Below are 22,744 nucleotides of genomic sequence, written 5' to 3' on the forward strand. Positions count from 1 at the left end.
TGCAACTCAGAAATGGATGACGGTGCGGATGCTCTTGCCTTCGTGCATCAGGTCGAAAGCCTCGTTGATCTGCTCCAGGCCCATGGTGTGGGTGATGAAGGTATCCAGCGGGATCTCGCCGCTCTGCGCCTTCTCCACATAGTTCGGCAGCTCGGTACGGCCTTTCACGCCACCGAAGGCGCTGCCACGCCAGACACGGCCGGTGACCAGCTGGAACGGACGGGTGCTGATCTCTGTACCGGCCGGCGCCACGCCGATGATGGTCGACTCGCCCCAGCCCTTGTGACAGCACTCCAGCGCCGCGCGCATCAGCTGCACATTGCCGACGCACTCGAAGCTGTAGTCGACGCCGCCGTCGGTCATCTCGACGATCACGTCCTGGATCGGCTTGGCGTGGTCCTTCGGATTGACGAAGTCGGTGGCGCCCAACTCACGGGCCACGTCGAACTTGGCCGGGTTGATATCGATGGCGATGATGCGGCTGGCCTTGGCCATCTTGGCGCCGATGATCGCCGCCAGGCCGATGCCACCGAGGCCGAAGATGGCCACGGTGGAGCCTTCGCTGACCTTGGCGGTGTTGAGCACCGCACCGATACCGGTGGTGACGCCGCAGCCGAGCAGGCAGACCTTTTCCAGCGGCGCTTCCTTGGGAATCACCGCGACCGAGACTTCCGGCAGCACGGTGTACTCGGAGAAGGTCGAGCAGCCCATGTAGTGGTACACCGGCTCGCCGTTGTAGCTGAAGCGCGTGGTGCCGTCCGGCATCAGGCCCTTGCCCTGGGTGGCGCGCACCGAGCTGCACAGGTTGGTCTTGCCCGAGGTGCAGAACTTGCACTGGCGGCACTCGGCCGTGTACAGCGGAATCACGTGGTCACCGACCTTGACCGAGGTAACACCCTCGCCCACCGCCTCGACGATGCCGCCGCCTTCATGGCCAAGGATGCAGGGGAACACGCCTTCGCTGTCCTGGCCGGACAGGGTGTAGGCGTCGGTGTGGCACACGCCGGTGGCGACGATGCGCACCAGCACCTCACCGGCCTGGGGCGGTGCCACATCCACTTCGACGATTTTCAGCGGTTCGTTCGGGCCGAAGGCCACGGCGGCGCGGGACTTGATCATGAGTTCGCTCTCCAGCGGTTTGGCAAAGTGGCGAGAGTGTAGAACAGTGCCTTTCCAGGGATAATCGACATACTTGCAAAACATTATTGCCAAACAGGGATAATCCATGAGCCGTTGGGAAGGCCTTGATGAATTCGTCGCCGTGGCCGAACTGGGCCAGTTTGCCGCTGCCGCCAAACGCCTGGGCCTGTCTACCTCGCAGGTCAGCCGCCAGGTCGCGCGACTGGAGGAACGTCTGCAGACGCGCCTGTTCTACCGCAGCACGCGCAAGGTCACGCTGACCGAAGCCGGGCAGACCTTCCTGCAGCACTGCCAGCGCCTGCAGGACGCCCGCGAGGAAGCCCTGCGCGCCGTCGGCGACCTCAACGACGAGCCCAAGGGCCTGCTGCGCATGACCTGCGCAGTGGCCTACGGCGAGCGCTTCATCGTGCCGCTGGTCAATGCGTTCATGGCCCGCCACCCCCAGCTGCGAGTGGAGATCGAACTGAGCAACCAGACCCTCGACCTGTTGCACAGCGGCATGGACCTGGCCATCCGCCTCGGCCGTCTGCAGGACTCGCGCCTGATCGCCACGCGCCTGGCACCGAGGGTCATGCACCTGTGCGCGGCGCCCGACTACCTGGAACGCTATGGTCGCCCGCACTCGCTATCAGAGCTGAACCGGCACAACTGCCTGATCGGCAGCAGCGATCACTGGAGTTTCCAGCAGGAGGGGCGCGAACTGAGCCAGCGGGTACAGGGCAACTGGCGCTGCAACAGTGGCGAAGCGGTGCTGGACGCCGCCCTGCGCGGTTTCGGCCTGTGCCAGCTGCCGGACTACTACGTGCAACCACACCTGCGCAGTGGCGCGCTGGTCGACCTGCTGCCCCAGCAGCGCCCACCCCATACGGCGGTGTGGGCGCTGTACCCGCAGCAACGCCACCTCTCACCCAAGGTGCGCTTATTGGTCGATCTATTAAAGGAAGGCCTGGCCCAGCGCCCGGAATACCAACACCTCAGCGACTGAGTCTTGGCGACTCCCGCATCGCAGCGCGGGTTGGACGTAGCGAAGCCCGACGCAGACCGCCCGCCACCTACGCCGGCGTCAGACAATCCGGCCCCTCGAAAGCCGGATCGTTGACCAGGTTGGCCAACGCCCGCTCACGCAGCGGCGGCGGCGCCCCCTGCATCACCACCTGCAACTGTTCCGACGTGGCCTGCGGATCGAGCCAGATACGGGTCGCAGCCTGATCGAGCAATAAAGGGCGACGCAGATAACTGGCCTCGCGCGTCACCATCGCCACGCTGAGGTAGGTCTGTCCGGCAGTTGGATACAGCTCCCACACCCCCGCGCAATACAGCAGGCCCTCACTGCTCATCCAGTACGGACGTTTGCGGTTGGCCTGGCCGCGCCACTCGTAAAAACCGTTGGCCGGCAGCACGCAGCGACGCAGGCGAAAGGCCTCACGAAACATCGGCTGCTCGGCCAGGGTCTCGGCGCGGGCATGAGCCGGCGCCTTGGCGAAATCGTCCAGCCAGGCCGGGGTCAACCCCCAGCGACCAGCGGCCGCCTGCAACTCACCATCGGCCTGATGCAGGAACAGCACCTGGGCGCCGGGCGACAGATTCCAGCGCTGCGCCAGATCGACGGGAAAACCCGGCAAGCCGGAAATGGCCTGCGGCCAGCGAAACAGGGCGTAGCGTCCACTCATGCGGCAAAGGGGTCCAGTGAAGTGAGTCAACAGAGCAGCACGCCCGGGCAGCTCTCAGGCTCCTCGCCGGGCAGTGGCGCGGCGGCATTGTACGCGGCGATGAGAACCCGCGCTCGCTCGGCCTGCTGGTCCTCCACGCACAGGCCGAGCAAGCCCAGCGCCGGCAACTCCCCCACGGCCCCCAGCAGATGCCGCCCGGTCAGGTGCGCATCCACCCCCTCACTGGCCAGCATGCCCAGCAGCAATTCGGCCTCCAGCAGATCCTGCGGCTCATAGATTCGCTGCATTCAGTCATCCTCCCGCCGCACATCCAGGGACCAGTCGACGCCATCGGTGCGCAGATCGAACATAATCGGCCGGCAGCACACCGCACAGTCCTCGACATAGCACTGATCACCGCCAGACAGGTCGAGCACAGCCTCCACCGGTTCCCCGCAATAAGGACACTGATACATCTGTGTTTCCAGCATCACGGCCTCCGTGTGACTTGCCGGTATAATCGCCGGTCTATTGCAAGCCCCGCTTTATGCAGCCGGGCATTCCGAGCAGCCGACCGACGAGAACATGATGGGCGAATTCGATTCCATCCGACCTTATGCCGACCACGAAGTCCCCGCCGTACTTGCGCGCCTGTTGAGCGATGACACCTTTCTCGGCACCCTCACCCACTTCCGTTTTCCGCGCCTGGCCGGTCCTTTCGGCTGGCTGCTCAAACCTCTTATAGCCCATCGCCTGCGTTCACAGCTGGCCGATATCGCTTCGGTGGATGCCCTGCAGGCGCGCATCGAGCCCTATGTCGATCACAGCATCGAGCAGGCCACCGACGGCGTGACCTATTCCGGCCTGGAGCAGCTGAAGGCGGGCACGCCCTATCTGTTCCTGGCCAATCACCGCGATATCGTGATGGATCCGGCCTTCGTCAACTACGCGGTGTTCCACGCCGGCCTGCCGACGCCGCGCATCGCCATCGGTGACAACCTGCTGCAGCGCCCCTTCGTCAGCGACCTGATGCGCCTGAACAAGAGCTTCATCGTGCACCGCAACATCAGCGGGCGCCGCGAAAAGCTGGCGGCCTTCCAGTTGCTGTCCGGCTATATCAACCATTCGATCCGCGAAGAGGGCCAGTCGATCTGGATCGCCCAGGCCGAAGGCCGGGCCAAGGACGGTGACGACCGCACCGACTCGGCGATCCTCAAGATGTTCCACATGAGCCGCAAGGACGAGCCGTTCGCCGACGCCCTGGCCGCGCTCAATCTGGTGCCGGTATCGATCAGCTACGAGTACGACCCCTGTGACCAGGCCAAGGCCCGTGAACTGCAGATCCGCGCCACCAGTGGCAGCTACGAGAAGGCACAGGGCGAGGACGATGCCAGCATCGCCCTCGGCATCACCGGCTACAAAGGTCGTGTGCATGTGCACTTCGGCACGCCGGTACGCGAAGGCTTCGAGGATGCCAAGCAACTGGCCACGCTGATGGACCAGCATATTCTCAGCGGCTACCGCCTGTTCCCCGTGCATTACCTGGCCTACGCCCAGTGGGATAACCGCGACACCGAACTCGACGTGCCGACGGCCGAGCAGCTGTTTCCTGCCGCCGAACTGGAAAAGGCACGCACCGAGTGGCAGCGCCGTCTGGCGGCCTGCCCCGCCGAACAGCGCCCCTGGCTGATCGGCCAGTACGCCATGCCGGTGCGCAACCAGTACCGGGTCAAGGCCGGCCGCCCCCTGTAGCCGGCTGCAGCAGAGACGAAAACGGCAGCCCATGGGCTGCCGTTTTTCTTTCCCGCTTCCGTCAGAGGCCGGTGCTGTACCAGGACAGCAGCAGCGCTGCCCCCAGCGCTGCTGCCGAGAAACGGTAGAAGAAGCGATTGATGCGCAGGGCCGGCTCGTCCAGCAGCGAAGCCTGTTCGTCAAGTTCATCCATCTCAGCAGTCAGACGCGCCATCGCGCGCTGTTCACGCAAGCGAGTGGCCATCAGCAGCCAGCTGCCAGCCACCGCGAAGAACAGAGCCAGGGCATTGATGGTTTGTGCGGGATAGGTCGAGAACAGGGTCCAGAGGTACTGCAGGGACACGAAAATCACCTCAAGTGCACCATAAACAGGAAAAACCGGCACCAGAAGCAGGCAAGAGCGGCGCAAACAGCCTGCTAGCCGGGTCAAAGCGCCGATATTGCGCACCAGGAGAAGGCGCGGGACTCACAGTCAGAGGGGGCTCGGCGGGCAGTCTACTGGAAAGTGACTGTTTAGAAGCTTCGTTTCCGACGAGCGTTAGCCTTCATCACCAAATCGTCTGAAAACCGTCATAACACTGGCCTAGAGTTTGATACCTCTACAGTGACCCATCAGTCATTCGATATGGCCGGTGGCAACTTTAATAGCGGAGGAACCGCCATGCTCAACCCACAACCTGTTGATACCGACTACCTGATCGACTCGCTGGACGACGTGGAAGCCGTGGTAGAAGAGCTTTCCTTCAACGTGCACGACCACCACTGGCTGGTGTACTGCGCCCTCGGCGGGCATGAGCACTACGACCTGCCCGACATCGACGAACACACCGGCCTGAGCCTGCCCGAGCTGTACGCCGAAGCAGCCTGACCCCAGACAGCAAAAAGCCCGGCCAACTGGCCGGGCTTTTTCATGAACGCCCCATCACTGCTGGCTGAGCAGCTGGCCGATGGTCGGATCCTTGAAGGTGCGGGTCAGCGCATCGCTGAGCACATCGCTGACCAGCTTGGTGTTGGTTTCCTGATTCGGCGCCATGCCGAAACGCTGGTTCAGCGAGGCACCGTAACGGCCACTGTAGCGACGGCTGCTGTTCTGCACGTCGGCACGGAAGGTAGCGCTGATGTCAGCCTCGGTCACGTACATACCTTCTTTCGGCGACTGATACTTCAACTCGGCCAGCGTCAGGGTCAGCTGCGGGGCATTGTAGGCATTCGGGCTGGGGGTGAAGCCCAACAGGCGCACGGCAGCTTCGGCTTCGGCCTGCAGACGCGGCAGGATGTCCTTGCCCTGTACGCTAATGGCGCTGGTTTCCGGATACAGGCCGCCACGGGTACCCAGTACCGGAGACTGGCGCCCATCGACCACCCGCACCACCACCGGCTGCCCCTGGCCAACTGCCTGTAGCGGCGCCATCAGCTTGGGCTGCGGCTGCAGGTTCTGCGGGCTGTGGGCACAGCCAACGAGGGTAAGGCCGAAAGCGGCAAGCAGACCGAACAACAGGTGCTTCTTCATGGGCGATCTCCGAGAAGGTGATGGCGAAAAATGGCCGGCAGTATAACCAGCGGCCAGGGGCGCCGACAGCTGAGATTCTGACCCGGCATGGCTACGGCGGTTCCTGTCACGGCCTTGTCACCGAGACATGAGATAAAAGTCAGGCTTATCCGAGGAGAGCCACGCATGATGAGTCTCTGGTCCGTGTTCAGCCCGCGCACACGGATGCGCTGTTATGCCCTGCTGGATGCTCAAGGCACCTGTCGCGCCCTGCGTGAATCGCACCAGCCGCCTGCCGAACCAGGCTGGATCGAAGTACGCGAACTGCGCAACCAGTGGCTCGGCCAGCCGCTGCCCTGCTCGGCCCGCGTGAGGGTCGCCGTTCGCCCTGCTCATGCACTGGCCGCCTGAATCACAGACATGAAAAAGCCGCCCGAGGGCGGCTTTTTTGTTGCGGGCTGGCTCAGACCAGCTGCAGGGCCTTGGTGCTCTGCGTCACCACCTCGCGATAGAGCGCGGCATCTTCTTCTAGAGCCTTCTCGCGGGCCGGGAAGATTTCCTTCAGCTTGCGGGTCCAGGCTTCGCTGCCAGCCTGCTCGGCGAAGCAGCGCTCGATCAGGTTGAGCATGATCGATACCGTCACCGAAGCACCGGGCGACGCGCCCAGCAACGCGGCAATGGAGCCATCCTCGGCCGCCACCAGCTCGGTGCCGAACTGCAGGATGCCGCCCTTCTTGGCGTCCTTCTTGATGATCTGCACGCGCTGACCGGCCACTTCCAGGCGCCAGTCGGCCGGGTTCAGGGTCGGGTAGAACTTGCGCAGAGCCTCCAGGCGCTGGTCCTGCGACTGCATCACTTCCTTGATCAGGTAACGGGTCAGGTCGAAGTTGTCGCGCGCCACGGCGAGCATCGGGCCGATGTTGCCCGGACGCACCGACAGCGGCAGGTCGAGGAACGAGCCGTACTTGAGGAACTTGGTGGTGAAGCCGGCGTAGGGGCCGAACAGCAGCGAAGTCTTGCCGTCCACCACGCGGGTATCGAGGTGCGGCACGGACATGGGCGGTGCGCCCACTTCGGCCTGGCTGTACACCTTGGCCTGGTGCTGCTTGACCACGTCCGGGTTGTCGCAACGCAGCCACTGGCCACTGACCGGGAAGCCGCCAAAACCCTTGCCTTCCGGAATGCCGGACATCTGCAGCAGCGGCAGGGCACCACCGCCGGCACCGAGGAACACGAACTTGGCCTGCACGTCGCGGCGCTCGCCGGTTTCGGTGTTCTTGATCTCGGCGGCCCAGCCCTGGGCATTGCGGCTCAGGCCGACCACCTTCTGGTGGTAGCTCATGGTGACGCCGCCCTGGCTCTGCAGGTACTGCAGCAGCTGGTGGGTCAGGGCGCCGAAGTTAACGTCGGTGCCGTTGGCGGAACGGGTCGCGGCAATGCGCTCATCGGCCTGGCGGCCCTGCATCATCAGCGGCATCCACTCGGCCATCAGCGCCTTGTCTTCGGTGTACTGCATGTCCTCGAAGGCATGGTGCTGGCTGATCAGCTCGTGGCGTTTCTTGAGGAACGCAATGTCCTTGTCGCCACGCACGAAGCTCAGGTGCGGAACCGGGTTGATGAAATCCTTGGGCGAGCCGAAAGCGCTCTTGCCACACAGGTAAGCCCAGAACTGCTTGGAGACTTCGAACTGGGTATTGATGTGAACGGCTTTCTTGATGTCGATCGAGCCATCAGCCGCCTGCGGGGTGTAGTTCAGCTCACACAGGCCGGCGTGCCCCGTACCCGCGTTGTTCCACGGGTTGGAGCTTTCGATGGCACCGGAAGAACGGAGCTCGGCGATCTCCAGCTTGAGACTCGGGTCCAGCTCCTTGAGCAGCACCGCCAGGGTGGCGCTCATGATGCCGGCACCCACCAGCAGCACATCAACAGCTTCGTGATTGACTTGCGTCATTAACGCTTCTCCAAGATCTGCAGTACCAAGTCGTTGAAATCAGCCTTTTGAGCCGCACACCGACGTCTAATCACTGACAGCCAGACGAGTGTCTGGAGCTTCGGAGGCACCGGTATCGACAGCCGATGACTTGGCCTGGTTCGATCCCGAGCAACCTCGTCAGGCACGCACTGCCTGTGGGCAGACGTGCGTTCAATTCTTTAACCTTCCACCGGCGCATGCAGGCTCTGTGCCTGAGCGTACGGGGGATGCAGTACAGGCATCGCCCCGACAACCCTCTGCGGGCCGGTATTTTCCGGCGCGCAAGATACCACTTTGCCGCTAGCGCAGGCGCAAAAAATGCACAAACTCCGGCAAATGGTCATTTTGCATACGAATGATCAGGCTTTGGCCGCTTTCATCGCTTCGACATAGGGCTCGGCCTGGCGCTGATCCTGGATCAGGGCAATGAAGTCATTACCCTGGGCGTCCTTGGCATCCAGGTCATAGCCGGCTTCCTTGAAGAAGCCGAGAAAACGCTCGAAGTCATCAATGCGCAGGCCGCGATAGGCCTTGACCAGCTTGTGCAGGGAGGGCGGCGTGGCATCCGCCGGCTCGACGGCGAGGAACAGCTTGATGGCGTCGTCGCCGATTTCTTCGCCAATCACCTGTTTCTTGTCTTTACGCATCACGCACTCCAGCTAGCGGGTATCACGGGGCCGGCAGTTTACCCTTGCCCCGGGCGCCACTCAACGCGACTAAAGCACTGTTGGCGCGGCACAGCGACTCAGTCGCGCTGCCTGCCAGTGGAAAGACGGGAAGAAATCGGCCAGTACCGTTAAAACTGTGCCTTCATCCAGGCCAGGTAGGCCGCCGCCTCGGGTTCCCCCTCGCGCGGTGCCCAGCTTGCCTGCTCGGCCTCGACCAGTGGCCGGTAGGGGCCGGCCTTGCATTCGAACAGGATGCTGTCGGCCGCCAGCACGACCAGGGCGTGGAACTGGCCCGGTGCGAGGTCGACGCCAACGCAGTCACCACCTGCTTCGAGCAGGCGGGTCGAGCGGAGGCTGCCGTCTTCGCCGAACAGCAGCAGGCCGATGCGTCCCTGCAGCACCAGCAATGTCTCGGCCTTGTCGGCAGACAGATGGCGGTGCGGTGGAATATAGGTCTCTGGCTGCAGCCCCACCGTCAGGCGGTGGCAGGGCTCGCTCATCTCGTGCAGGTTGTGGTGGGCGCGCTGGCGCGGGCTCTCCCCGGCCTTGGCCGCCAGTTCGGCGAACAGGGCCCGGTCGAGAAAAGCAGGCGCCCGCACTTACAGGCCTTTGACGGCGTAGATACCTGCGGCGTTGCGCCAGTAGCCCTTGTAGTCCATGCCGTAGCCGAAGATGAAGCGGTCTTCGCAGGACAGCCCGACGTAATCGGCCTTCAGATCCGGACGTGCCTTGCGGTCGTGATCCTTGTCGATCAGCACGGCGGTGTGCACGGCACGGGCGCCAGCGTGCTTGCAGAACTCGATGATGGCAGACAGGGTGTGCCCTTCATCGAGGATGTCGTCGATGATCAGCACTTCGCGGTCGATGAAGGAGATTTCCGGCTTGGCCTTCCAGAACAGCTCGCCGCCGGTGGTCTCGCTACGGTAGCGGGTGGCGTGCAGGTAGGACAGCTCCAGCGGGAAGTTGAGCTTGGTCAACAGCTTGCCGGCAAAGATCAGACCGCCGTTCATCACGCAGAACACCACCGGGTTGCGCTCGGCCAGCTCGGCGCTGATGGCGACGCCCACCTGATCGATGGCCGCCTCGACCTGGGCCTCGGTGAACAGGCAATCGGCTTCGGCCATGACTTGACGGATTTGGGCGAGATCGGCGGACATGGCGGGCTCCGGTTAGCAGAGAGGGCTGCTGGCTAAAAAATGGGCGGCGAATGTACTCAGTGATGCGTTTCGGAGCAAGTCCGACAGCGCTTTTTCTGACCATTTGCTCAAGCCAGGCAGTAAACTGCGCGCCTTCAATCTGGCATGAGCAGTGCTTTACTCTAGCCAGAATTTGCCGCCAGGAGACTTTGCATGCCCATCCGCGAGATCCGCCACCCGCTGATCCGTCACAAAATCGGCCTGATGCGCCGCGCCGACATCAGCACCAAGAACTTCCGTGAACTGGCTCAGGAAGTCGGCGCTCTGCTGACCTACGAGGCCACCAACGACCTGCCACTGGAACACTACGAGATCGCAGGCTGGGCTGGCCCGGTACAGGTAGAGAAGATCGCGGGCAAGAAGATCACCGTGGTGCCCATCCTGCGCGCCGGCATCGGCATGCTCGACGGCGTACTCAGCCTGATTCCGGGCGCCAAGGTCAGCGCCGTGGGCGTGGCGCGCAACGAAGAAACGCTGCAGGCGCACACCTACCTGGAGAAGCTGGCACCCGAGATCGATGAGCGCCTGGCACTGATCATCGACCCGATGCTGGCCACCGGCGGCTCCCTCGTCGCTACCATCGACCTGCTGAAGAAAGCCGGCTGCAAGGAAATTCGCGCCATGGTGCTGGTCGCCGCACCGGAGGGCATCAAGGTCGTGGAAGACGCTCACCCCGATGTGATGATCTACACGGCCTCCATCGATCAGAAACTCAACGAGCACGGCTACATCATTCCCGGCCTCGGTGATGCCGGCGACAAGATCTTCGGCACCAAGCAGAAGGACGCCTGAGCATGAGCCAGCAGTTCAATGATCCACTCTGGCGCCAGGTGATTTCCGGCGCGCAGATGCTCTTCGTGGCCTTCGGCGCCCTGGTGCTGATGCCACTGATCACCGGCATGGACCCCAACGTCGCCCTGTTCACCGCCGGCATCGGCACGCTGCTGTTCCAGCTGGTCACCGACCGCCAGGTACCGGTGTTCCTGGCCTCCTCCTTTGCCTTTATTGCGCCGATCCTGGCTGCCAAGGGTCAGTTCGGCCTGCCGGCCGTGCTCGGCGGCATCGTTGCCGCCGGCCTGGTCTATGTGCTGCTCAGCGCCCTGGTACGGGTTCGTGGCGCCGGCTTCATCGACCGCCTGCTGCCGCCGGTGGTGATCGCTCCGGTGATCATCTCCATCGGCCTGGCACTGTCACCGGTGGCCGTGCACATGGCCATGGGCAAGACCGGTGATGGCGCCATGGAACTGGTGCCCTACCACACCGCGCTGATCATCTCGATGGCGGCGCTGGTCACTACCGTGGTGGTCGCCGTGCTCGGCAAGGGACTGCTGCGCCTGGTGCCGATCCTCGCCGGCATTGCCGTGGGCTGCGTGCTGTCGGCCTTCTTCGGCGTGATCAATACTGACGCCGTGGTTGCCGCGCCCTGGCTGGCCGTACCGGCCTTCGTCACTCCCGAACTGCACTGGGGCGCCATCCTGTTCATCGTGCCGGTCGCCCTGGCACCGGCCATCGAGCATATCGGCGGCGTGGTGGCGATCGGCAGCGTCACCGGCAACAACTTCATCAAGAAACCCGGTCTGCACCGCACCCTGCTTGGCGACGGCCTGGCCACCTCGGCCGCCGGCCTGTTCGGTGGCCCACCCAACACCACCTACGCCGAAGTGACCGGCGCGGTGATGCTGACCAAGAACTACAACCCGAAGATCATGACCTGGGCCGCCGTGTTCGCCATCGGCCTGGCCTTCATCGGCAAGTTCGGTGCCGCGCTGCAGGCCATTCCAGTGCCGGTGATGGGCGGCATTCTCTGCCTGCTGTTCGGCTCCATCGCCGTGGTCGGCCTGAATACGCTGATCCGCCACCAGGTGGATCTGTCGGAGGCGCGCAACCTGATCATCGTCTCCGTGCCGCTGGTGTTCGGCATCGGCGGCATGGCCATCGGTGGCAACGAATTCAGCCTCTCCGGCATCTCGCTGGCGGCGCTGGTGGCGTTGGGCCTGAACCTGCTGTTGCCGGGCGGCAGCGCCTGGCACAAGCACCCGCCGCTCGATCCTGACCTCTGAGGACTCCACCACATCCCTCTCCCATCACGGGAGAGGGATGACATGCCCTCTCAGAACGGCTCGGCAATGTACTTGAACGGATAGTTGGCCGCCTTGTACTTGCCGATCTTGCGCTTGGGCAGCTTGACCTTGGGCTGCTCCACCTTCTCGTAGGGAATCTGCTGCAGCAGATGGCTGATCACGTTCAGCCGCACCCGCTTCTTGTCTTCCGAACGCGCCACATACCAGGGCGCCCAGGGCGTATCGGTGGCGGCGAACATTTCATCGCGGGCCCGGGTGTAGTCGTCCCAGCGGGTGAACGACTTGATGTCCATCGGCGACAGCTTCCAGGTCTTGCGCCCATCGTCGATGCGCGCGTGCAACCGGCGCGCCTGTTCCTCGGGGCTGACTTCCAGCCAGTACTTGATCAGGATGATCCCGGACTCGACCATGTTGCGTTCGAAGGCCGGCGCCTGGCTGAGGAATTTATCCACCTGATCGTCCGTGCAAAAGCCCATCACCCGCTCGACGCCGGCGCGGTTGTACCAGCTGCGATCGAAGATCACCACCTCCCCGGCCCCCGGCATGTGGGTCAGGTAGCGCTGCACATACATCTGGCTCTTCTCCCGTTCGGTAGGCGCCGCCAACGCCACCACGCGGAAAATGCGTGGACTGACCCGCTCGGTAATGGCCTTGATGGTGCCGCCCTTGCCGGCCCCATCGCGCCCTTCGAACACGATCACCACCTTGGCCCCGCTGGCCACCACCCACTGCTGCAAGTGGACCAGCTGCACATGCAGCTTCTTCAGCTGCCCTTCATAGTCCTTGCGTTTCAACTGTGCTGCGGACTCCTGCTTGGCCATCCTGCCACCTCCGTACTCTTTCCCTGCAAGCGTAGGCAGGGAATCAACACATCGCACAAAACGCTGTAACAACAGGGCAACCTCGTGGTCTGGCCTATAACCAAGGGATAAACCCATCGACCGCTCATGAGGAACCCGCCATGCCCAGCCGCCGCCGTTTTCTTCAGCACAGCGCCAGCCTCGCCGCCCTGGCGACGCTGGCGCCCTGGCTGCCTTTCCAGCCAGCCATGGCCGTCAGCAACCTGATGCAACGCCCTATTCCCAGCAGTGGCGAGCTGTTGCCGGTGATCGGGCTGGGCACCTCACGGACTCATGATGTGGCGCTCAACGAAGAGCAGTTGGCGCCGCTACGCGAGGTGCTGCGCACACTGGTCAACGGCGGCGCCAGCCTGATCGATACCGCCCCCAGCTATGGCCGTGCCGAAGCCGTGTGCGGGGCACTGGCCGCCAAGGACGACATGCGCAAGCGTCTGTTCCTCGCCAGCAAGGTTTCGTCCAGTGGACGCGAGGCCGGGCAACGACAGATCGCCGCGAGCTTCGCCGCTCTGCGCACAGAGCGCATCGACCTGCTGCAGGTGCACAATCTGCAGGACACCGAGACCCAGCTGGGTCTGCTGCGTGAATTGAAGGAACAGGGCAAGGTGCGCTACATCGGCGTTACCCACTACCTGGACAGCGCCCACGAGCGTCTGCTGCAGGTGCTGCGCCGCGAGCCGGTGGACTTCGTCCAGTTCAACTACTCGGTGGGTGAGCGCAATGCCGAGCGCGAACTGCTGCCCTTCTGTGCCGACAAGGGCATTGCCGTGCTGATCAACCGCCCCTTCCAGCGTGCCGCACTGTTCGACAAGGTGCGCGGCAAGGACCTGCCCGATTGGGCGATGATTGAGCTCGGCGCCAGTTCCTGGGCCCAACTGATGCTCAAATTCATCCTCGCCAACCAGGCCGTCACGGCGGTGATCCCCGCCACGTCCAACCCGCGCTACATGGCCGACAACCTCAAGGCCGGCCAGGGCCAGCTGCCCAACGCGACCCAACGCCAGCGCATCATCGAGCTGTTCGCCTGAGCATGCGTCACCGTCTGGCCAGGGCAATCAACGCTGCGGACGATGAGCTGAACGCCGCACTGGCCGGCTTCGCCCTGTTCTTCTGCCTGTTCTGCGGCTACTTCATGCTGCGGCCCATTCGCGAGGCAATGGGCATTCAGGCCGGCGTGGAGCACTTGCAATGGCTGTTCAGCGCGACCTTCATTGCCATGCTGCTGGCCGTACCGCTGTTCGCCTGGCTCAACTCGCGGGTGCCGCGCCGGCAGTTCGTCGACTGGGTGTTCGGCTTCTTCGGTCTCAACCTGCTGGTGTTCGCCGTACTGTTCAGCGTGGCCGGCGAAGGCCTGTGGCTGGCACGCGGCTTCTATGTGTGGATCTCGGTGTACAACCTGTTCGTCGTGTCGCTGGCCTGGAGCCTGATGGCCGATGTGTTCGACACGCTGCAGGCCAAGCGCCTGTTTGCCTTTATCGCCGCCGGCGCCAGCCTCGGCGGTTTGAGTGGGCCGGCGCTCAGCGCTCTGCTGATCGCGCAGCTGGACGCTGCGGGGCTGATCCTGCTGACCAGCCTGTTGTTGGGGCTGGCTTTGTGGCTCAAACACTGGCTGATGGCCTGGCGAGAGCGGTGCGGGGCTGGACGGCCAGGCGCCGCCCCCAGCGAAAGTCCGCGCCATCCGGTGCCGGGCAATCCCTTCAGCGGACTGACCCGGGTGCTGCATTCGCCTTACCTGCTCGGCGTGGCGGCATTCGTGGTATTGCTGGCGACGGTAAGCACCTTTCTCTACTTCGAGCAGGCGCGTCTGGTGGCCGAGCTGTTTCCCGAGCGCAACGCCCAGGTCAGGGTCTTTGCCAGCATCGATTTCGTCGTGCAGGCCGGCGCACTGGCCAGCCAGCTGTTCATCACCGGGCGGGTTGCCCAGCACCTGGGCATCCGCATGCTGCTGACGGCCGCCCCGCTGCTGATGTGCCTGGGCTTCGTCGGCCTGGCCCTGGCACCGACCTTCGCGGTGCTGGCGGGGCTGATGATCGTGCGACGCATCGGCGAATATGCCTTCGTCCGCCCCGGCCGCGAGATGCTGTTCGCCCCGCTCGATGCCGAAACCAAGTACAAGGCGAAGAACTTCATCGACACCGTGGTCTACCGCGGTGGTGATGCACTCAGCGGCTGGGCCAAGAGCCTGCTCGACACCCTCGGCCAGGGCGCCGTGCTGATAGCGCTGGTCGGCGCCGGCTGTGCTGCGGTATGGGCCATGCTCGGCTGGTACCTGGGCAACCGGGCGGATCGCGCCGCCGACACTAGCCGCGCTGGCCCTGCATCGGCCAGGTCAAGCACGCCCTGATACAACGGCCCTTACATACCGGAAGTCATGGGCCTCGATGGAACAGGGGACCAACGCCCCCGCCAGCGCGCTGAAAACCAGGCGCCCGATCCCGACCAGGCCTCAGAAGCGGTAGGCCAGGTCGGCCCCGACATACCAGTTACGCCCCGGTGCCGGCTCGTAGTAACGACCGTTGCCCTCGGCCACGATCACCGAGCCGATGTAGTCGCGGTCCAGCAGGTTATCCACCCGCAGGGTCTGGCCGAAGGTCCACTGCTGCAGGCTCTGCTCGTTACGCAGGCGCCAGTTGAATAGCGCATAGCCCGGCGCAGCACGCTGCTGATTGCTGTCCTCGACGTAAACCTTGCTGCGGTACAACCCCTCCAGCGCGGTGGAGAGGGTGTCGCTCGGGCGCCAGAGCAGCTCGCCGAACAGGCTGATGGCCGGCACGCCGGGCAGGCGGTTGCCCGCCTCGACGGAGCGTCCGGCACTGCTGAAGTCGCCATCGTAGGTGGCCTGCAGGTAGGTGTAGGCGAGGCTGCTGCTCCACTGCTCGCTCCACTGCTGCTGCAGGCTCAGCTCGAAGCCGCGGCGCAGGGTCTGCGCCGCGTTCTGGTAGGTGCTGCGCCCACCGGTCGAGCTGGCCACCACCAGCTCATCGTCGGTTTCAATCTGGAACAGCGCGGCGTTCAGGCGCGTGTCCTCGCCCAGCCGCGCCTTGAGGCCGAGTTCGTACTGAATGCTGGTGGCGGCATCGAGCTCCAGGTTGAAGCCGCCGGCATTCGGCGAATAGGCCAGCTCAGTCAGCGTCGGCGTCTCAAAGCCCTGGCCGACACTGAAGTAACCGTGCAGCGCGGGTGTGAAGGCGTACAGCACGCCCAAGGCAGGCGTGGTCTGCTGGTAGGTGCGCCGCCCGCTGTCGTCACCGTTGCTGAGGTAGTGGTCGTCGACCTCCACTTCGACGTGGTTGTGCCGCAGCCCCGCCTGCAGGGACCAGTCGCCCAGACGCCAGTTGGCCTGCAGGTAAGGGTCGAGGCTGGTCACCGTATCGATTTCGTCACGGCGCAGGCGGCCCTTGACGCCCAACTGGCTGCCGACAAAGTTCTCGTAGCCCTGGCGATCATCCTCGCTGAGGTCGTAATCCAGCCCGACGACCCACTCGAACTCGCCCGGCAGCGCCGCGACCGGCCGTAGCCAACGCAGGCTGCCGCCGTGGAAGGTCCGCTCGAAATCGATCACCCCACCCGCCTGGGTCGGGTTGCTCTGCACCGCCACCGGAATCGACTGGTACTGCACCACCCGCCGAGTACCGCTGTACAGCGTGCTCTGCAGCGTGCCCGTGTCGAACTGGCGTTCGAAGTTCAGCCCCACCTGCTGCTGGTCGATGCTCTTGCGCGTATCGAACAGCTCGGCCACCGCCGGGGTCGAGCGCGGGTCGGCCTGGTAGGCCTCCCAGGTCAGCCCGAGGGGGTCATCGCTCTGCTGGTTGAAGTCACTGAAACTCAGGGCCAGGCGCGTGGCGTCATCCGGGTGCAGGGTCAGCTTGGCGAAGCTCTGCTCACGCCGCGCCGCACTGTGGTCGCGGTAGCCATCGGTATCCAGCCGCGAGCTATCGAGAACAAAACCGCCCCACTGATTACCGCCCTCGGCACTCAGCCGCTGGCGCTCCAGGCCATCGCTGCCCCAGGCCGTGCCGGCCGCCACCTGCGGCGGGCCCTCGCCGTCTCGGGAAAACAGCTGGATCACCCCACCGGCATTGCTGCCATAGAGGGTCGCCATCGGCCCGCGCAGCACTTCGATACGCTCGGCGCTGTCCAGGTCGAACGTCGCCAGCTGGCCCTGGCCGTCCGGCGTACTGGCGGGGATGCCGTCGGCAATCAGCTTGATGCCACGCACGCCGAACGTGGCGCGGGCGCCGAAGCCGCGCGACGAGACCTGCAGGTCCTGGGCGTAGTTCTGCCGGTTCTGCACCACCAGCCCCGGCACCCGCTGCAGCACTTCCGACGCATTGATCCCCGGCTGCCCTTCGCTGATCGCGAAACGGTCCAGGCTGTCGACCGAGAACGGCAGGTCGAAGCTGCGCTCTGCGCTGCGCGAGCCAGTGATCACCGAGGGTTCGAGCAGCAGCACCTCGGCGCCCCACAGTGGCCCGGGCAGCAGCAACAGCCCGGGCAACCAGCGCGACACCGGCTTACTCATCGGCTTTGGCGCTGACCCGCCAGATCAGGTTGCCGACATCATCCGCCACCAGCAGTGCGCCCTGGCTGTCGACGACCACGCCCACCGGGCGCCCCAGCGCCTGTTCGTCCTCGTCGAGGAAGCCGGTCAGCACATCCTGCGGCATGCCGTCGGGCTTGCCGTGCTTGAAGGGCACGAAGATTACCTTGTAGCCACTGTGCGGCTTGCGGTTCCACGAGCCGTGCTGGCCGATGAACATCCCCTCCTTGAATGGCGGCAGCTGCGCCTGTTCGGCGAAGGCAATGCCCAGCGAGGCGGTGTGCGAGCCCAGGGCGTAATCCGGCACCAGTGCCTTGGCGACCAGGTCGGGCCGCTGCGGCTGCACCCGCGCATCGACGTGCTGGCCGAAATAGCTGTAGGGCCAGCCATAGAAGCCGCCGTCCTGCACCGAGGTGATGTAGTCGGGCACCAGGTCGTCGCCCAGCTCGTCACGCTCATTGACCGAGGTCCACAACTTGCCGCTCACCGGCTCCCAGGCCAGGCCGTTGGGATTGCGCAGGCCGCTGGCGAAGAGGCGCTTGTCGCCGCTGGCCGCATCGACTTCCCAGATCGCCGCGCGGCCCTCCTCAATGTCCATGCCGTTCTCGCCGACATTGCTGTTGGAGCCGACCGTGACATACAGCTTGCGTCCATCAGGGCTGGCGATGACGTTCTTGGTCCAATGGTGGTTGAGGCCAGCCGGCAGGTCGGTGACTGTCTCGCCGCTGGCGGTGATGCGGGTCTGGCCTTCCTGGTAGGGGAAGCGCACCAGCGCATCGGCATTGGCGACATACAACTGGTCGCCCACCAGCGCCATGCCAAACGGCGAATGCAGCTGGTCGAGGAAGACCGTGCGGGTTTCCGCCACGCCATCCTGATCGGCGTCGCGCAGCAGGCTGATGCGGTCGGCGCTGGGCACGCCCGCCCCGGCCTTGGCCATGATCCTGCCGGCGATCCAGTCCTTCAGACCTCGGCTTTCGCGGGCCGGCGCATTGCTTTCGGCCACCAGCACGTCGCCGTTGGGCAGCACGTACAGCCAGCGCGGATGATCCAGCTCACCGGCGAAGGCGTTGACCTCGGTGCCAGGGGCTGCCGTCGGCTGGCGTCCCTCGGGCCAGCCCACGGCCGGGGCAATGTTGACGGTGGGCAGCAGCCCTTCGCTGGGCGCCGGCAGTTTTGGCTGTGGGCCATAACCCTGCTCGATGGCCATCTTCGAACCCTCGCTGCAGCCCGCCAGACAGACGGCGGCCAACAGACCGGAGAGGAGTACAGGAGCATGCATGGCGTTTTTTCCTTTGTTATATGCAGCCGTGATGGCACCACGACCACCGTTCGTGCGCAACCCGTTACGGACAGCGCCGGGACTCACGCACTATCGCCCAGCGCGATGATCTCACCCACCAGCCACTGCAAAGGTACGTCACGCTGGCGCAATTCCAGGCTGACAACATCCAGATGAAAAGGCCCCAGCGCGAAGGGCAGGTCGAACAGTTCCAGCGGCAGAAGGCCGGCGAAATAGTGCGCCAGACGGGTCGGCAGTACCGCCACCAGCTCACTGCCGGCGGCAATGTGTGCGGCCTGCAGGTAGTTCGGCGTGCTGTAGACGATCTCCCGGACCAGGCCCTGCTCGCCCAGCCACTGTTCGACCATGCCGCGCGTCTGCCCGCCGTGCACCCACAGGTGACGCAGTTCGAGAAAGCGCTGCAGGTCGAGGCCCTGACGCAGCTGCGGATGTCCCTTGCAGGCCACCACCTGCAGCGTCTCGCTCATCCAGCGACTGCCGGTAAAACGCGGCGGCAGTGCCTCGAAACGCCCCAGCACCAGATCCAGCTCCCCCTTCTCCAGGGCTTCGGCCGGTAGACGCGGCGTCAGGTGACGCACATCCAGGCGCACGCCCGGCGCCAGTTCGGCCAGGCGCGGCAGCAGGCGCGGCATCAGCAGCATCTCGGCATAGTCGGTCATGGCGATGGTGAAACGCTGGCGACTGTGCGCCGGGTCGAAGCGCGTGCCTTCGCTCAGGCTTTCCTCGATCTGCCGCAGTGCCTTGCGGATCGGCCCTTCCAGCTCCAGTGCCCGTGGCGTCGGCTGCATGGCCCGGCCGACGCGCACCAGCAGCGGGTCGTCGAGCAGATCGCGCAGGCGACCCAGCGCATTGCTCACCGCCGGCTGGCTCAGCGCCAGGCGCTCGGCGGCCCGCGACACATTGCGCTCACGCAACAGGGCATCGAGTACGCGCAGCAGGTTGAGGTCGAAGGTCGAGATATTCACTGACTAAATACTTCTTATCACAAGTCAAAATTTCTCAAATAGTACTGCCTTGCATAAGGTGCGTCAGTTCCGTTTTTCGTGACCGAGGTAAGGCTATGAGCAACAACTACAAAATCGAACAGGCCGCCGTGATCGGTGCCGGCACCATGGGCCGCGGTATCGTCATCAGTCTGGCCAACGCCGGTATTCCGGTGCTGTGGCTGGACAACAACCCGGACATGGTTGCCGCCGGCCTCAAGATGGCCGAAGACACCTGGGCGCAGAACGTCGCCAAGGGTCGCATCAGCACCGGCGAAGCCAGCCTGCGCCGTTCGCGCATCCAGGCGGTCAGTGGCTACGCCGACCTCGCCGAGGTCGACCTGGTGATCGAAGCGGTCTACGAAAACCTCGAACTCAAGCAGGAAATCTTCCGCACCCTGGACCGCACCGTGAAGCCCGGCGCGATCCTCGCCAGCAACACCTCGGCGCTGGACATCGATGCCATCGCCGCCGTCACCGCGCGTCCGCAGGACGTGCTCGGCCTGCACTTCTTCAGCCCGGCGCACATCATGAAGCTGCTGGAGATCGTGCGCGGCGCCAAGACCGCCCCGGCCGTACTCGACGCCGCCGTGGCCCTCGGCCAGCGCATCGGCAAGATCAGCGTGGTGGCCGGCAACTGCGACGGTTTCATCGGCAACCGCATGCTCCACACCTACGTCTTCGAGGCGCGCAGCATGCTGCTCGAAGGCGCCTTCCCGCACCAGATCGACAGCGTGCTGCAGGGCTTCGGCTTCGCCATGGGCCCGTTCCGCATGTACGACGTGGTCGGCATCGACCTGGAATGGCGCGCCCGCGAGCTGGCCGGCAAGGGCCAGGACGTCGACCAGGTACAGGTCGACAATCGTCTCTGCGAAATGGGCCGTTTCGGCCAGAAATCCGGCCAGGGCTACTACCTGTACGCGCCGGGCAGCCGCCAGGCCGAGCACGATCCGCTGGTCGACGACCTGGTGCAGCGCGAGTCCGAGCGCCTGGGCTACCAGCGCCGCACCGTCGGCGCCGAGGAAATTCTCGAGCGCTGCCTGCTGGCCCTGGTCAACGAAGGCGCGAAGATTCTCGAAGAGAACATCGCCGCCAACAGCCGCGACATCGACCTGGTCTACCTCAACGGCTACGGCTTCCCCGCCGACGGCCCGATGGCCTGGGCCGACGCCCAGGGTGTGGCGCACATCCGCGAGCGTCTGCTGCACCTGCGCGAGCTTCATGGCGAGCGCTGGCAGCCGGCCAAGCTGATCGACCGACTGGTGGCCGACGGCAAACGTTTCAGCGATGTACAGGAAGGTCAAGCATGAGCTACCAAGCCCCCCTGCGCGACATGCGCTTCGTCCTCCATGAACTGTTCGACGTCGCCGGCCACTGCGAGCGCCTGGGCAACGGCCTGGACCGCGAGCTGATCGACGGCGTACTGGAAGAGGCCGCCGCCTTCACCGGCAACGAAATCGCCCCGCTCAACCGCAACAGCGACGAGGAAGGCTGCCGCCTGGAAGACGGCAAGGTGACCACGCCCAAGGGCTTCCGCAGCGCCTACCAGCAGTATGTGGACAACGGCTGGGCGAGCATGACCGGGCCGGTCGAGTTCGGCGGCCAGGGTTTCCCGCAGCTGGTGGCGTTCGCCTTCCACGAGATGCTGATGGGCGCCTCACTGTCGTTCCGCATCTACTCCGGTCTTACCGAAGGCGCCGTGCTGGCCCTGCACAAGCACGGCAGCGAAGCGCTCAAGCGCGACTACCTGGGCAAGATGGTCAGCGGCCAGTGGACCGGCACCATGTGCCTGACCGAACCGCAGGCCGGTACCGACCTGGCGCTGCTGCGCACCAAGGCCGAACCGCAGGCCGATGGCAGCTACAAGGTCACCGGCAACAAGATCTTCATCAGCGGCGGCGAGCAGGACCTGTCGGAGAACATCGTCCACCTGGTGCTGGCCCGCCTGCCGGATGCCCCGGCCGGGGTGAAGGGCATCAGCCTGCTGCTGGTGCCCAAGTTCATCGCCAATGCCGACGGCACGCCGGGCGCGGCCAACGCGCTGTCCTGCGGCGCCATCGAGCACAAGATGGGCATCAAGGGCGCCTCCACCTGCGTGATGAACTTCGATGGCGCCACCGGCTGGCTGGTCGGCGAAGCCAACCAGGGCCTGGCCTGCATGTTCACCATGATGAACGACGCGCGCTTCCAGGTCGGTCTGCAGGGCTTAGGGATAGGCGAGGCGGCCTTCCAGGGCGCGTTGAGCTATGCCCGCGAGCGTCTGCAGTCGCGCGGCCTGAAAGGCGCGGTGGCGCCTGAGAAGGCGGCTGACCCGATCATCGTCCACCCCGATGTACGGCGCATGCTGCTGACCCAGAAGACCCTGGTCGAAGGTTGCCGGATGCTCGCCGCCTACACCGCGCGCCAGCTCGACCTGGAGCACGGCGCCGAAGATGCTGCCGAGCGCAAGGCCGCGGCCAAGCGCGCCGCGCTGCTGATCCCGATCGTCAAGGCGTTCTTCACCGACATGAGCCAGGAAGTCGCCAGCCACGCCGTGCAGGTCTACGGCGGCCACGGCTTCATCCGCGAATGGGGCATGGAACAGCTGATGCGCGACAGCCGCATCACCCAGCTGTATGAAGGCACCAACGGCATCCAGGCGCTGGACCTGATCCGCCGCAAGCTGCTCGGTGATGGCGGCAGCGAGCTGCAGGGGCTGATCGAGGAGCTGCTGGCCCAGGCCACCCAGGCCGCCGCGCAGCCGGCCCTGGCCGAGATGGCTGATGTGGTCATCGCCCGCCTGAGCCAATGGCGCGAACTGGCCAGCCAGGTGATCGCCATGAGCCAGCAGGATGCCGAAGAGATCGGCGCCGTATCGGTGGACTTCCTGCAGTACTCGTCCTATGTCCTGCTGGCCGGCTTCTGGTTGCAGGCCGCCACTAAAGCGCAGGCTGCGCTGGACGGCGGTAGCGGCGAGGCCGAGTTCTACCAGGCCAAGCTGCACAGCGCGGCGTTCTACCTGCGCCGCGTGCTGCCGCGTGCCAGCGCCCACCGCGAAGCCCTGCTGGGCGGTGCGGGCTGCCTGATGGCCATGCCGGAGGACAGCTTCGCGCTGTAAGTGAAGCTCGCGGCCGG

24 protein-coding genes are annotated in these 22,744 nt (G+C 64.8%); 10 read left to right on the top strand and 14 right to left on the bottom strand.

Annotated elements, in window-relative coordinates:
- Nucleotides 1-6: 6 nt before the first annotated feature.
- Nucleotides 7-1,119 (bottom strand): S-(hydroxymethyl)glutathione dehydrogenase/class III alcohol dehydrogenase, encoded by a 1,113-nt coding sequence (locus tag ACF8C6_RS14025; protein WP_392499854.1) that lies wholly within the window; start codon nt 1,117-1,119, stop codon nt 7-9.
- A gap of 106 nt (nt 1,120-1,225) precedes the next feature.
- Here ACF8C6_RS14025 and ACF8C6_RS14030 point away from each other — a divergent pair, with 106 nt between their 5' ends.
- Nucleotides 1,226-2,125: a LysR substrate-binding domain-containing protein gene (locus ACF8C6_RS14030; RefSeq protein WP_392499855.1), complete on the top strand. Its 900-nt coding sequence runs from the start codon at nt 1,226-1,228 to the stop codon at nt 2,123-2,125.
- A 67-nt stretch (nt 2,126-2,192) separates the two neighbouring features.
- Here ACF8C6_RS14030 and ACF8C6_RS14035 read toward each other — a convergent pair whose 3' ends face one another.
- From ACF8C6_RS14035 to ACF8C6_RS14045, 3 genes are read right to left on the bottom strand one after another with little or no spacing between them, the layout of a single operon-like run.
- Nucleotides 2,193-2,810: an SOS response-associated peptidase gene (locus tag ACF8C6_RS14035; RefSeq protein WP_392499856.1), complete on the bottom strand. Its 618-nt coding sequence runs from the start codon at nt 2,808-2,810 to the stop codon at nt 2,193-2,195.
- Between the two features lie 26 nt (nt 2,811-2,836).
- A complete protein-coding gene (locus ACF8C6_RS14040; RefSeq protein WP_277691817.1) occupies nt 2,837-3,097 on the bottom strand; it encodes a putative signal transducing protein in 261 nt (86 codons plus the stop codon).
- A complete protein-coding gene (locus ACF8C6_RS14045; protein WP_392499857.1) occupies nt 3,098-3,280 on the bottom strand; it encodes a CPXCG motif-containing cysteine-rich protein in 183 nt (60 codons plus the stop codon).
- Between the two features lie 94 nt (nt 3,281-3,374).
- On the opposite strand from ACF8C6_RS14045, the gene ACF8C6_RS14050 reads away from it, so the two are divergent.
- A complete protein-coding gene (locus ACF8C6_RS14050; protein WP_392499858.1) occupies nt 3,375-4,541 on the top strand; it encodes a 1-acyl-sn-glycerol-3-phosphate acyltransferase in 1,167 nt (388 codons plus the stop codon).
- Nucleotides 4,542-4,602: 61 nt separating this feature from the next.
- Here the strand turns inward: ACF8C6_RS14050 and ACF8C6_RS14055 are convergent, their stop codons facing one another.
- Nucleotides 4,603-4,884, bottom strand: a complete 282-nt coding sequence (locus tag ACF8C6_RS14055; RefSeq protein WP_277691814.1) for a hypothetical protein — start codon at nt 4,882-4,884, stop codon at nt 4,603-4,605.
- A gap of 318 nt (nt 4,885-5,202) precedes the next feature.
- On the opposite strand from ACF8C6_RS14055, the gene ACF8C6_RS14060 reads away from it, so the two are divergent.
- Nucleotides 5,203-5,409 (top strand): hypothetical protein, encoded by a 207-nt coding sequence (locus ACF8C6_RS14060; RefSeq protein WP_277691813.1) that lies wholly within the window; start codon nt 5,203-5,205, stop codon nt 5,407-5,409.
- 54 nt (nt 5,410-5,463) lie between these two features.
- Here ACF8C6_RS14060 and ACF8C6_RS14065 read toward each other — a convergent pair whose 3' ends face one another.
- Complete coding sequence (locus ACF8C6_RS14065; RefSeq protein WP_277691812.1) at nt 5,464-6,051, bottom strand: YajG family lipoprotein; 588 nt, start codon at nt 6,049-6,051, stop codon at nt 5,464-5,466.
- Between the two features lie 165 nt (nt 6,052-6,216).
- Here ACF8C6_RS14065 and ACF8C6_RS14070 point away from each other — a divergent pair, with 165 nt between their 5' ends.
- Nucleotides 6,217-6,441, top strand: a complete 225-nt coding sequence (locus ACF8C6_RS14070; protein WP_392499859.1) for a hypothetical protein — start codon at nt 6,217-6,219, stop codon at nt 6,439-6,441.
- A 52-nt stretch (nt 6,442-6,493) separates the two neighbouring features.
- On the opposite strand, the gene mqo is transcribed toward ACF8C6_RS14070, so the two are convergent.
- The 4 genes from mqo to ACF8C6_RS14090 form a co-directional block, all read right to left on the bottom strand.
- The gene (gene mqo / locus ACF8C6_RS14075; RefSeq protein ID WP_392499860.1) at nt 6,494-7,981 is read right to left on the bottom strand and encodes a malate dehydrogenase (quinone); all 1,488 of its coding nucleotides are present in this window, start codon (nt 7,979-7,981) and stop codon (nt 6,494-6,496) included.
- A 380-nt stretch (nt 7,982-8,361) separates the two neighbouring features.
- Nucleotides 8,362-8,649, bottom strand: a complete 288-nt coding sequence (locus tag ACF8C6_RS14080; RefSeq protein ID WP_277691809.1) for a PA4642 family protein — start codon at nt 8,647-8,649, stop codon at nt 8,362-8,364.
- Nucleotides 8,650-8,798: 149 nt separating this feature from the next.
- Nucleotides 8,799-9,269, bottom strand: coding sequence for a WbuC family cupin fold metalloprotein (locus ACF8C6_RS14085; RefSeq protein ID WP_392499861.1), 471 nt, complete (start codon nt 9,267-9,269; stop codon nt 8,799-8,801).
- Nucleotides 9,270-9,827 (bottom strand): hypoxanthine-guanine phosphoribosyltransferase, encoded by a 558-nt coding sequence (locus tag ACF8C6_RS14090; RefSeq protein ID WP_392499862.1) that lies wholly within the window; start codon nt 9,825-9,827, stop codon nt 9,270-9,272.
- Nucleotides 9,828-10,019: 192 nt separating this feature from the next.
- On the opposite strand from ACF8C6_RS14090, the gene upp reads away from it, so the two are divergent.
- Nucleotides 10,020-10,658, top strand: a complete 639-nt coding sequence (gene upp / locus ACF8C6_RS14095; RefSeq protein ID WP_392499863.1) for a uracil phosphoribosyltransferase — start codon at nt 10,020-10,022, stop codon at nt 10,656-10,658.
- A gap of 2 nt (nt 10,659-10,660) precedes the next feature.
- On the top strand, nt 10,661-11,926 hold the full coding sequence (locus tag ACF8C6_RS14100) for a uracil-xanthine permease family protein (protein ID WP_392499864.1): 1,266 nt from the start codon (nt 10,661-10,663) through the stop codon (nt 11,924-11,926).
- A 50-nt stretch (nt 11,927-11,976) separates the two neighbouring features.
- Here ACF8C6_RS14100 and ppk2 read toward each other — a convergent pair whose 3' ends face one another.
- Nucleotides 11,977-12,768, bottom strand: a complete 792-nt coding sequence (gene ppk2 / locus ACF8C6_RS14105; RefSeq protein ID WP_392499865.1) for a polyphosphate kinase 2 — start codon at nt 12,766-12,768, stop codon at nt 11,977-11,979.
- A 140-nt stretch (nt 12,769-12,908) separates the two neighbouring features.
- Here ppk2 and ACF8C6_RS14110 point away from each other — a divergent pair, with 140 nt between their 5' ends.
- A complete protein-coding gene (locus ACF8C6_RS14110; protein WP_392499866.1) occupies nt 12,909-13,832 on the top strand; it encodes an aldo/keto reductase in 924 nt (307 codons plus the stop codon).
- A gap of 2 nt (nt 13,833-13,834) precedes the next feature.
- Nucleotides 13,835-15,148, top strand: coding sequence for an NTP/NDP exchange transporter (locus ACF8C6_RS14115; protein ID WP_392499867.1), 1,314 nt, complete (start codon nt 13,835-13,837; stop codon nt 15,146-15,148).
- Between the two features lie 102 nt (nt 15,149-15,250).
- Here the strand turns inward: ACF8C6_RS14115 and ACF8C6_RS14120 are convergent, their stop codons facing one another.
- From ACF8C6_RS14120 to ACF8C6_RS14130, 3 genes are all read right to left on the bottom strand, one after another.
- Nucleotides 15,251-17,326 (bottom strand): TonB-dependent receptor family protein, encoded by a 2,076-nt coding sequence (locus ACF8C6_RS14120; protein WP_392499868.1) that lies wholly within the window; start codon nt 17,324-17,326, stop codon nt 15,251-15,253.
- Nucleotides 17,319-18,626: a PQQ-dependent sugar dehydrogenase gene (locus ACF8C6_RS14125; protein ID WP_392499869.1), complete on the bottom strand. Its 1,308-nt coding sequence runs from the start codon at nt 18,624-18,626 to the stop codon at nt 17,319-17,321. The genes ACF8C6_RS14120 and ACF8C6_RS14125 overlap by 8 nt, the downstream gene beginning before the upstream one ends.
- 83 nt (nt 18,627-18,709) lie before the next feature.
- Entirely contained in the window at nt 18,710-19,612 is a 903-nt protein-coding gene (locus ACF8C6_RS14130) for a LysR family transcriptional regulator (protein WP_392499870.1), read from the bottom strand.
- A 95-nt stretch (nt 19,613-19,707) separates the two neighbouring features.
- Between ACF8C6_RS14130 and ACF8C6_RS14135 the strand changes: the two genes are divergently transcribed.
- Both ACF8C6_RS14135 and ACF8C6_RS14140 read left to right on the top strand, forming a co-directional pair.
- A complete protein-coding gene (locus ACF8C6_RS14135; protein WP_392499871.1) occupies nt 19,708-20,940 on the top strand; it encodes a 3-hydroxyacyl-CoA dehydrogenase NAD-binding domain-containing protein in 1,233 nt (410 codons plus the stop codon).
- The gene (locus ACF8C6_RS14140; RefSeq protein ID WP_392499872.1) at nt 20,937-22,727 is read left to right on the top strand and encodes an acyl-CoA dehydrogenase C-terminal domain-containing protein; all 1,791 of its coding nucleotides are present in this window, start codon (nt 20,937-20,939) and stop codon (nt 22,725-22,727) included. Before ACF8C6_RS14135 ends, ACF8C6_RS14140 begins: the two co-directional genes overlap by 4 nt.
- Nucleotides 22,728-22,744 lie beyond the last annotated feature (17 nt).

Origin of the sequence: Pseudomonas sp. zbq_18 (assembly GCF_043102245.1) — a bacterium.
GTDB lineage: Bacteria > Pseudomonadota > Gammaproteobacteria > Pseudomonadales > Pseudomonadaceae > Aquipseudomonas.

Excerpts from the sequence above, each read along its gene's own strand:
- ACF8C6_RS14025 (WP_392499854.1), bottom strand. The coding sequence starts at position 1,119 with ATGATCAAGTCCCGCGCCGCCGTGGCCTTCGGCCCGAACGAACCGCTG.
- ACF8C6_RS14030 (WP_392499855.1), top strand. The coding sequence starts at position 1,226 with ATGAGCCGTTGGGAAGGCCTTGATGAATTCGTCGCCGTGGCCGAACTG.
- ACF8C6_RS14035 (WP_392499856.1), bottom strand. The coding sequence starts at position 2,810 with ATGAGTGGACGCTACGCCCTGTTTCGCTGGCCGCAGGCCATTTCCGGC.
- ACF8C6_RS14040 (WP_277691817.1), bottom strand. The coding sequence starts at position 3,097 with ATGCAGCGAATCTATGAGCCGCAGGATCTGCTGGAGGCCGAATTGCTG.
- ACF8C6_RS14045 (WP_392499857.1), bottom strand. The coding sequence starts at position 3,280 with ATGCTGGAAACACAGATGTATCAGTGTCCTTATTGCGGGGAACCGGTG.
- ACF8C6_RS14050 (WP_392499858.1), top strand. The coding sequence starts at position 3,375 with ATGATGGGCGAATTCGATTCCATCCGACCTTATGCCGACCACGAAGTC.
- ACF8C6_RS14060 (WP_277691813.1), top strand. The coding sequence starts at position 5,203 with ATGCTCAACCCACAACCTGTTGATACCGACTACCTGATCGACTCGCTG.
- ACF8C6_RS14065 (WP_277691812.1), bottom strand. The coding sequence starts at position 6,051 with ATGAAGAAGCACCTGTTGTTCGGTCTGCTTGCCGCTTTCGGCCTTACC.
- ACF8C6_RS14070 (WP_392499859.1), top strand. The coding sequence starts at position 6,217 with ATGATGAGTCTCTGGTCCGTGTTCAGCCCGCGCACACGGATGCGCTGT.
- mqo (WP_392499860.1), bottom strand. The coding sequence starts at position 7,981 with ATGACGCAAGTCAATCACGAAGCTGTTGATGTGCTGCTGGTGGGTGCC.
- ACF8C6_RS14080 (WP_277691809.1), bottom strand. The coding sequence starts at position 8,649 with ATGCGTAAAGACAAGAAACAGGTGATTGGCGAAGAAATCGGCGACGAC.
- ACF8C6_RS14090 (WP_392499862.1), bottom strand. The coding sequence starts at position 9,827 with ATGTCCGCCGATCTCGCCCAAATCCGTCAAGTCATGGCCGAAGCCGAT.
- upp (WP_392499863.1), top strand. The coding sequence starts at position 10,020 with ATGCCCATCCGCGAGATCCGCCACCCGCTGATCCGTCACAAAATCGGC.
- ACF8C6_RS14100 (WP_392499864.1), top strand. The coding sequence starts at position 10,661 with ATGAGCCAGCAGTTCAATGATCCACTCTGGCGCCAGGTGATTTCCGGC.
- ppk2 (WP_392499865.1), bottom strand. The coding sequence starts at position 12,768 with ATGGCCAAGCAGGAGTCCGCAGCACAGTTGAAACGCAAGGACTATGAA.
- ACF8C6_RS14110 (WP_392499866.1), top strand. The coding sequence starts at position 12,909 with ATGCCCAGCCGCCGCCGTTTTCTTCAGCACAGCGCCAGCCTCGCCGCC.
- ACF8C6_RS14115 (WP_392499867.1), top strand. The coding sequence starts at position 13,835 with ATGCGTCACCGTCTGGCCAGGGCAATCAACGCTGCGGACGATGAGCTG.
- ACF8C6_RS14120 (WP_392499868.1), bottom strand. The coding sequence starts at position 17,326 with ATGAGTAAGCCGGTGTCGCGCTGGTTGCCCGGGCTGTTGCTGCTGCCC.
- ACF8C6_RS14125 (WP_392499869.1), bottom strand. The coding sequence starts at position 18,626 with ATGCATGCTCCTGTACTCCTCTCCGGTCTGTTGGCCGCCGTCTGTCTG.
- ACF8C6_RS14135 (WP_392499871.1), top strand. The coding sequence starts at position 19,708 with ATGAGCAACAACTACAAAATCGAACAGGCCGCCGTGATCGGTGCCGGC.
- ACF8C6_RS14140 (WP_392499872.1), top strand. The coding sequence starts at position 20,937 with ATGAGCTACCAAGCCCCCCTGCGCGACATGCGCTTCGTCCTCCATGAA.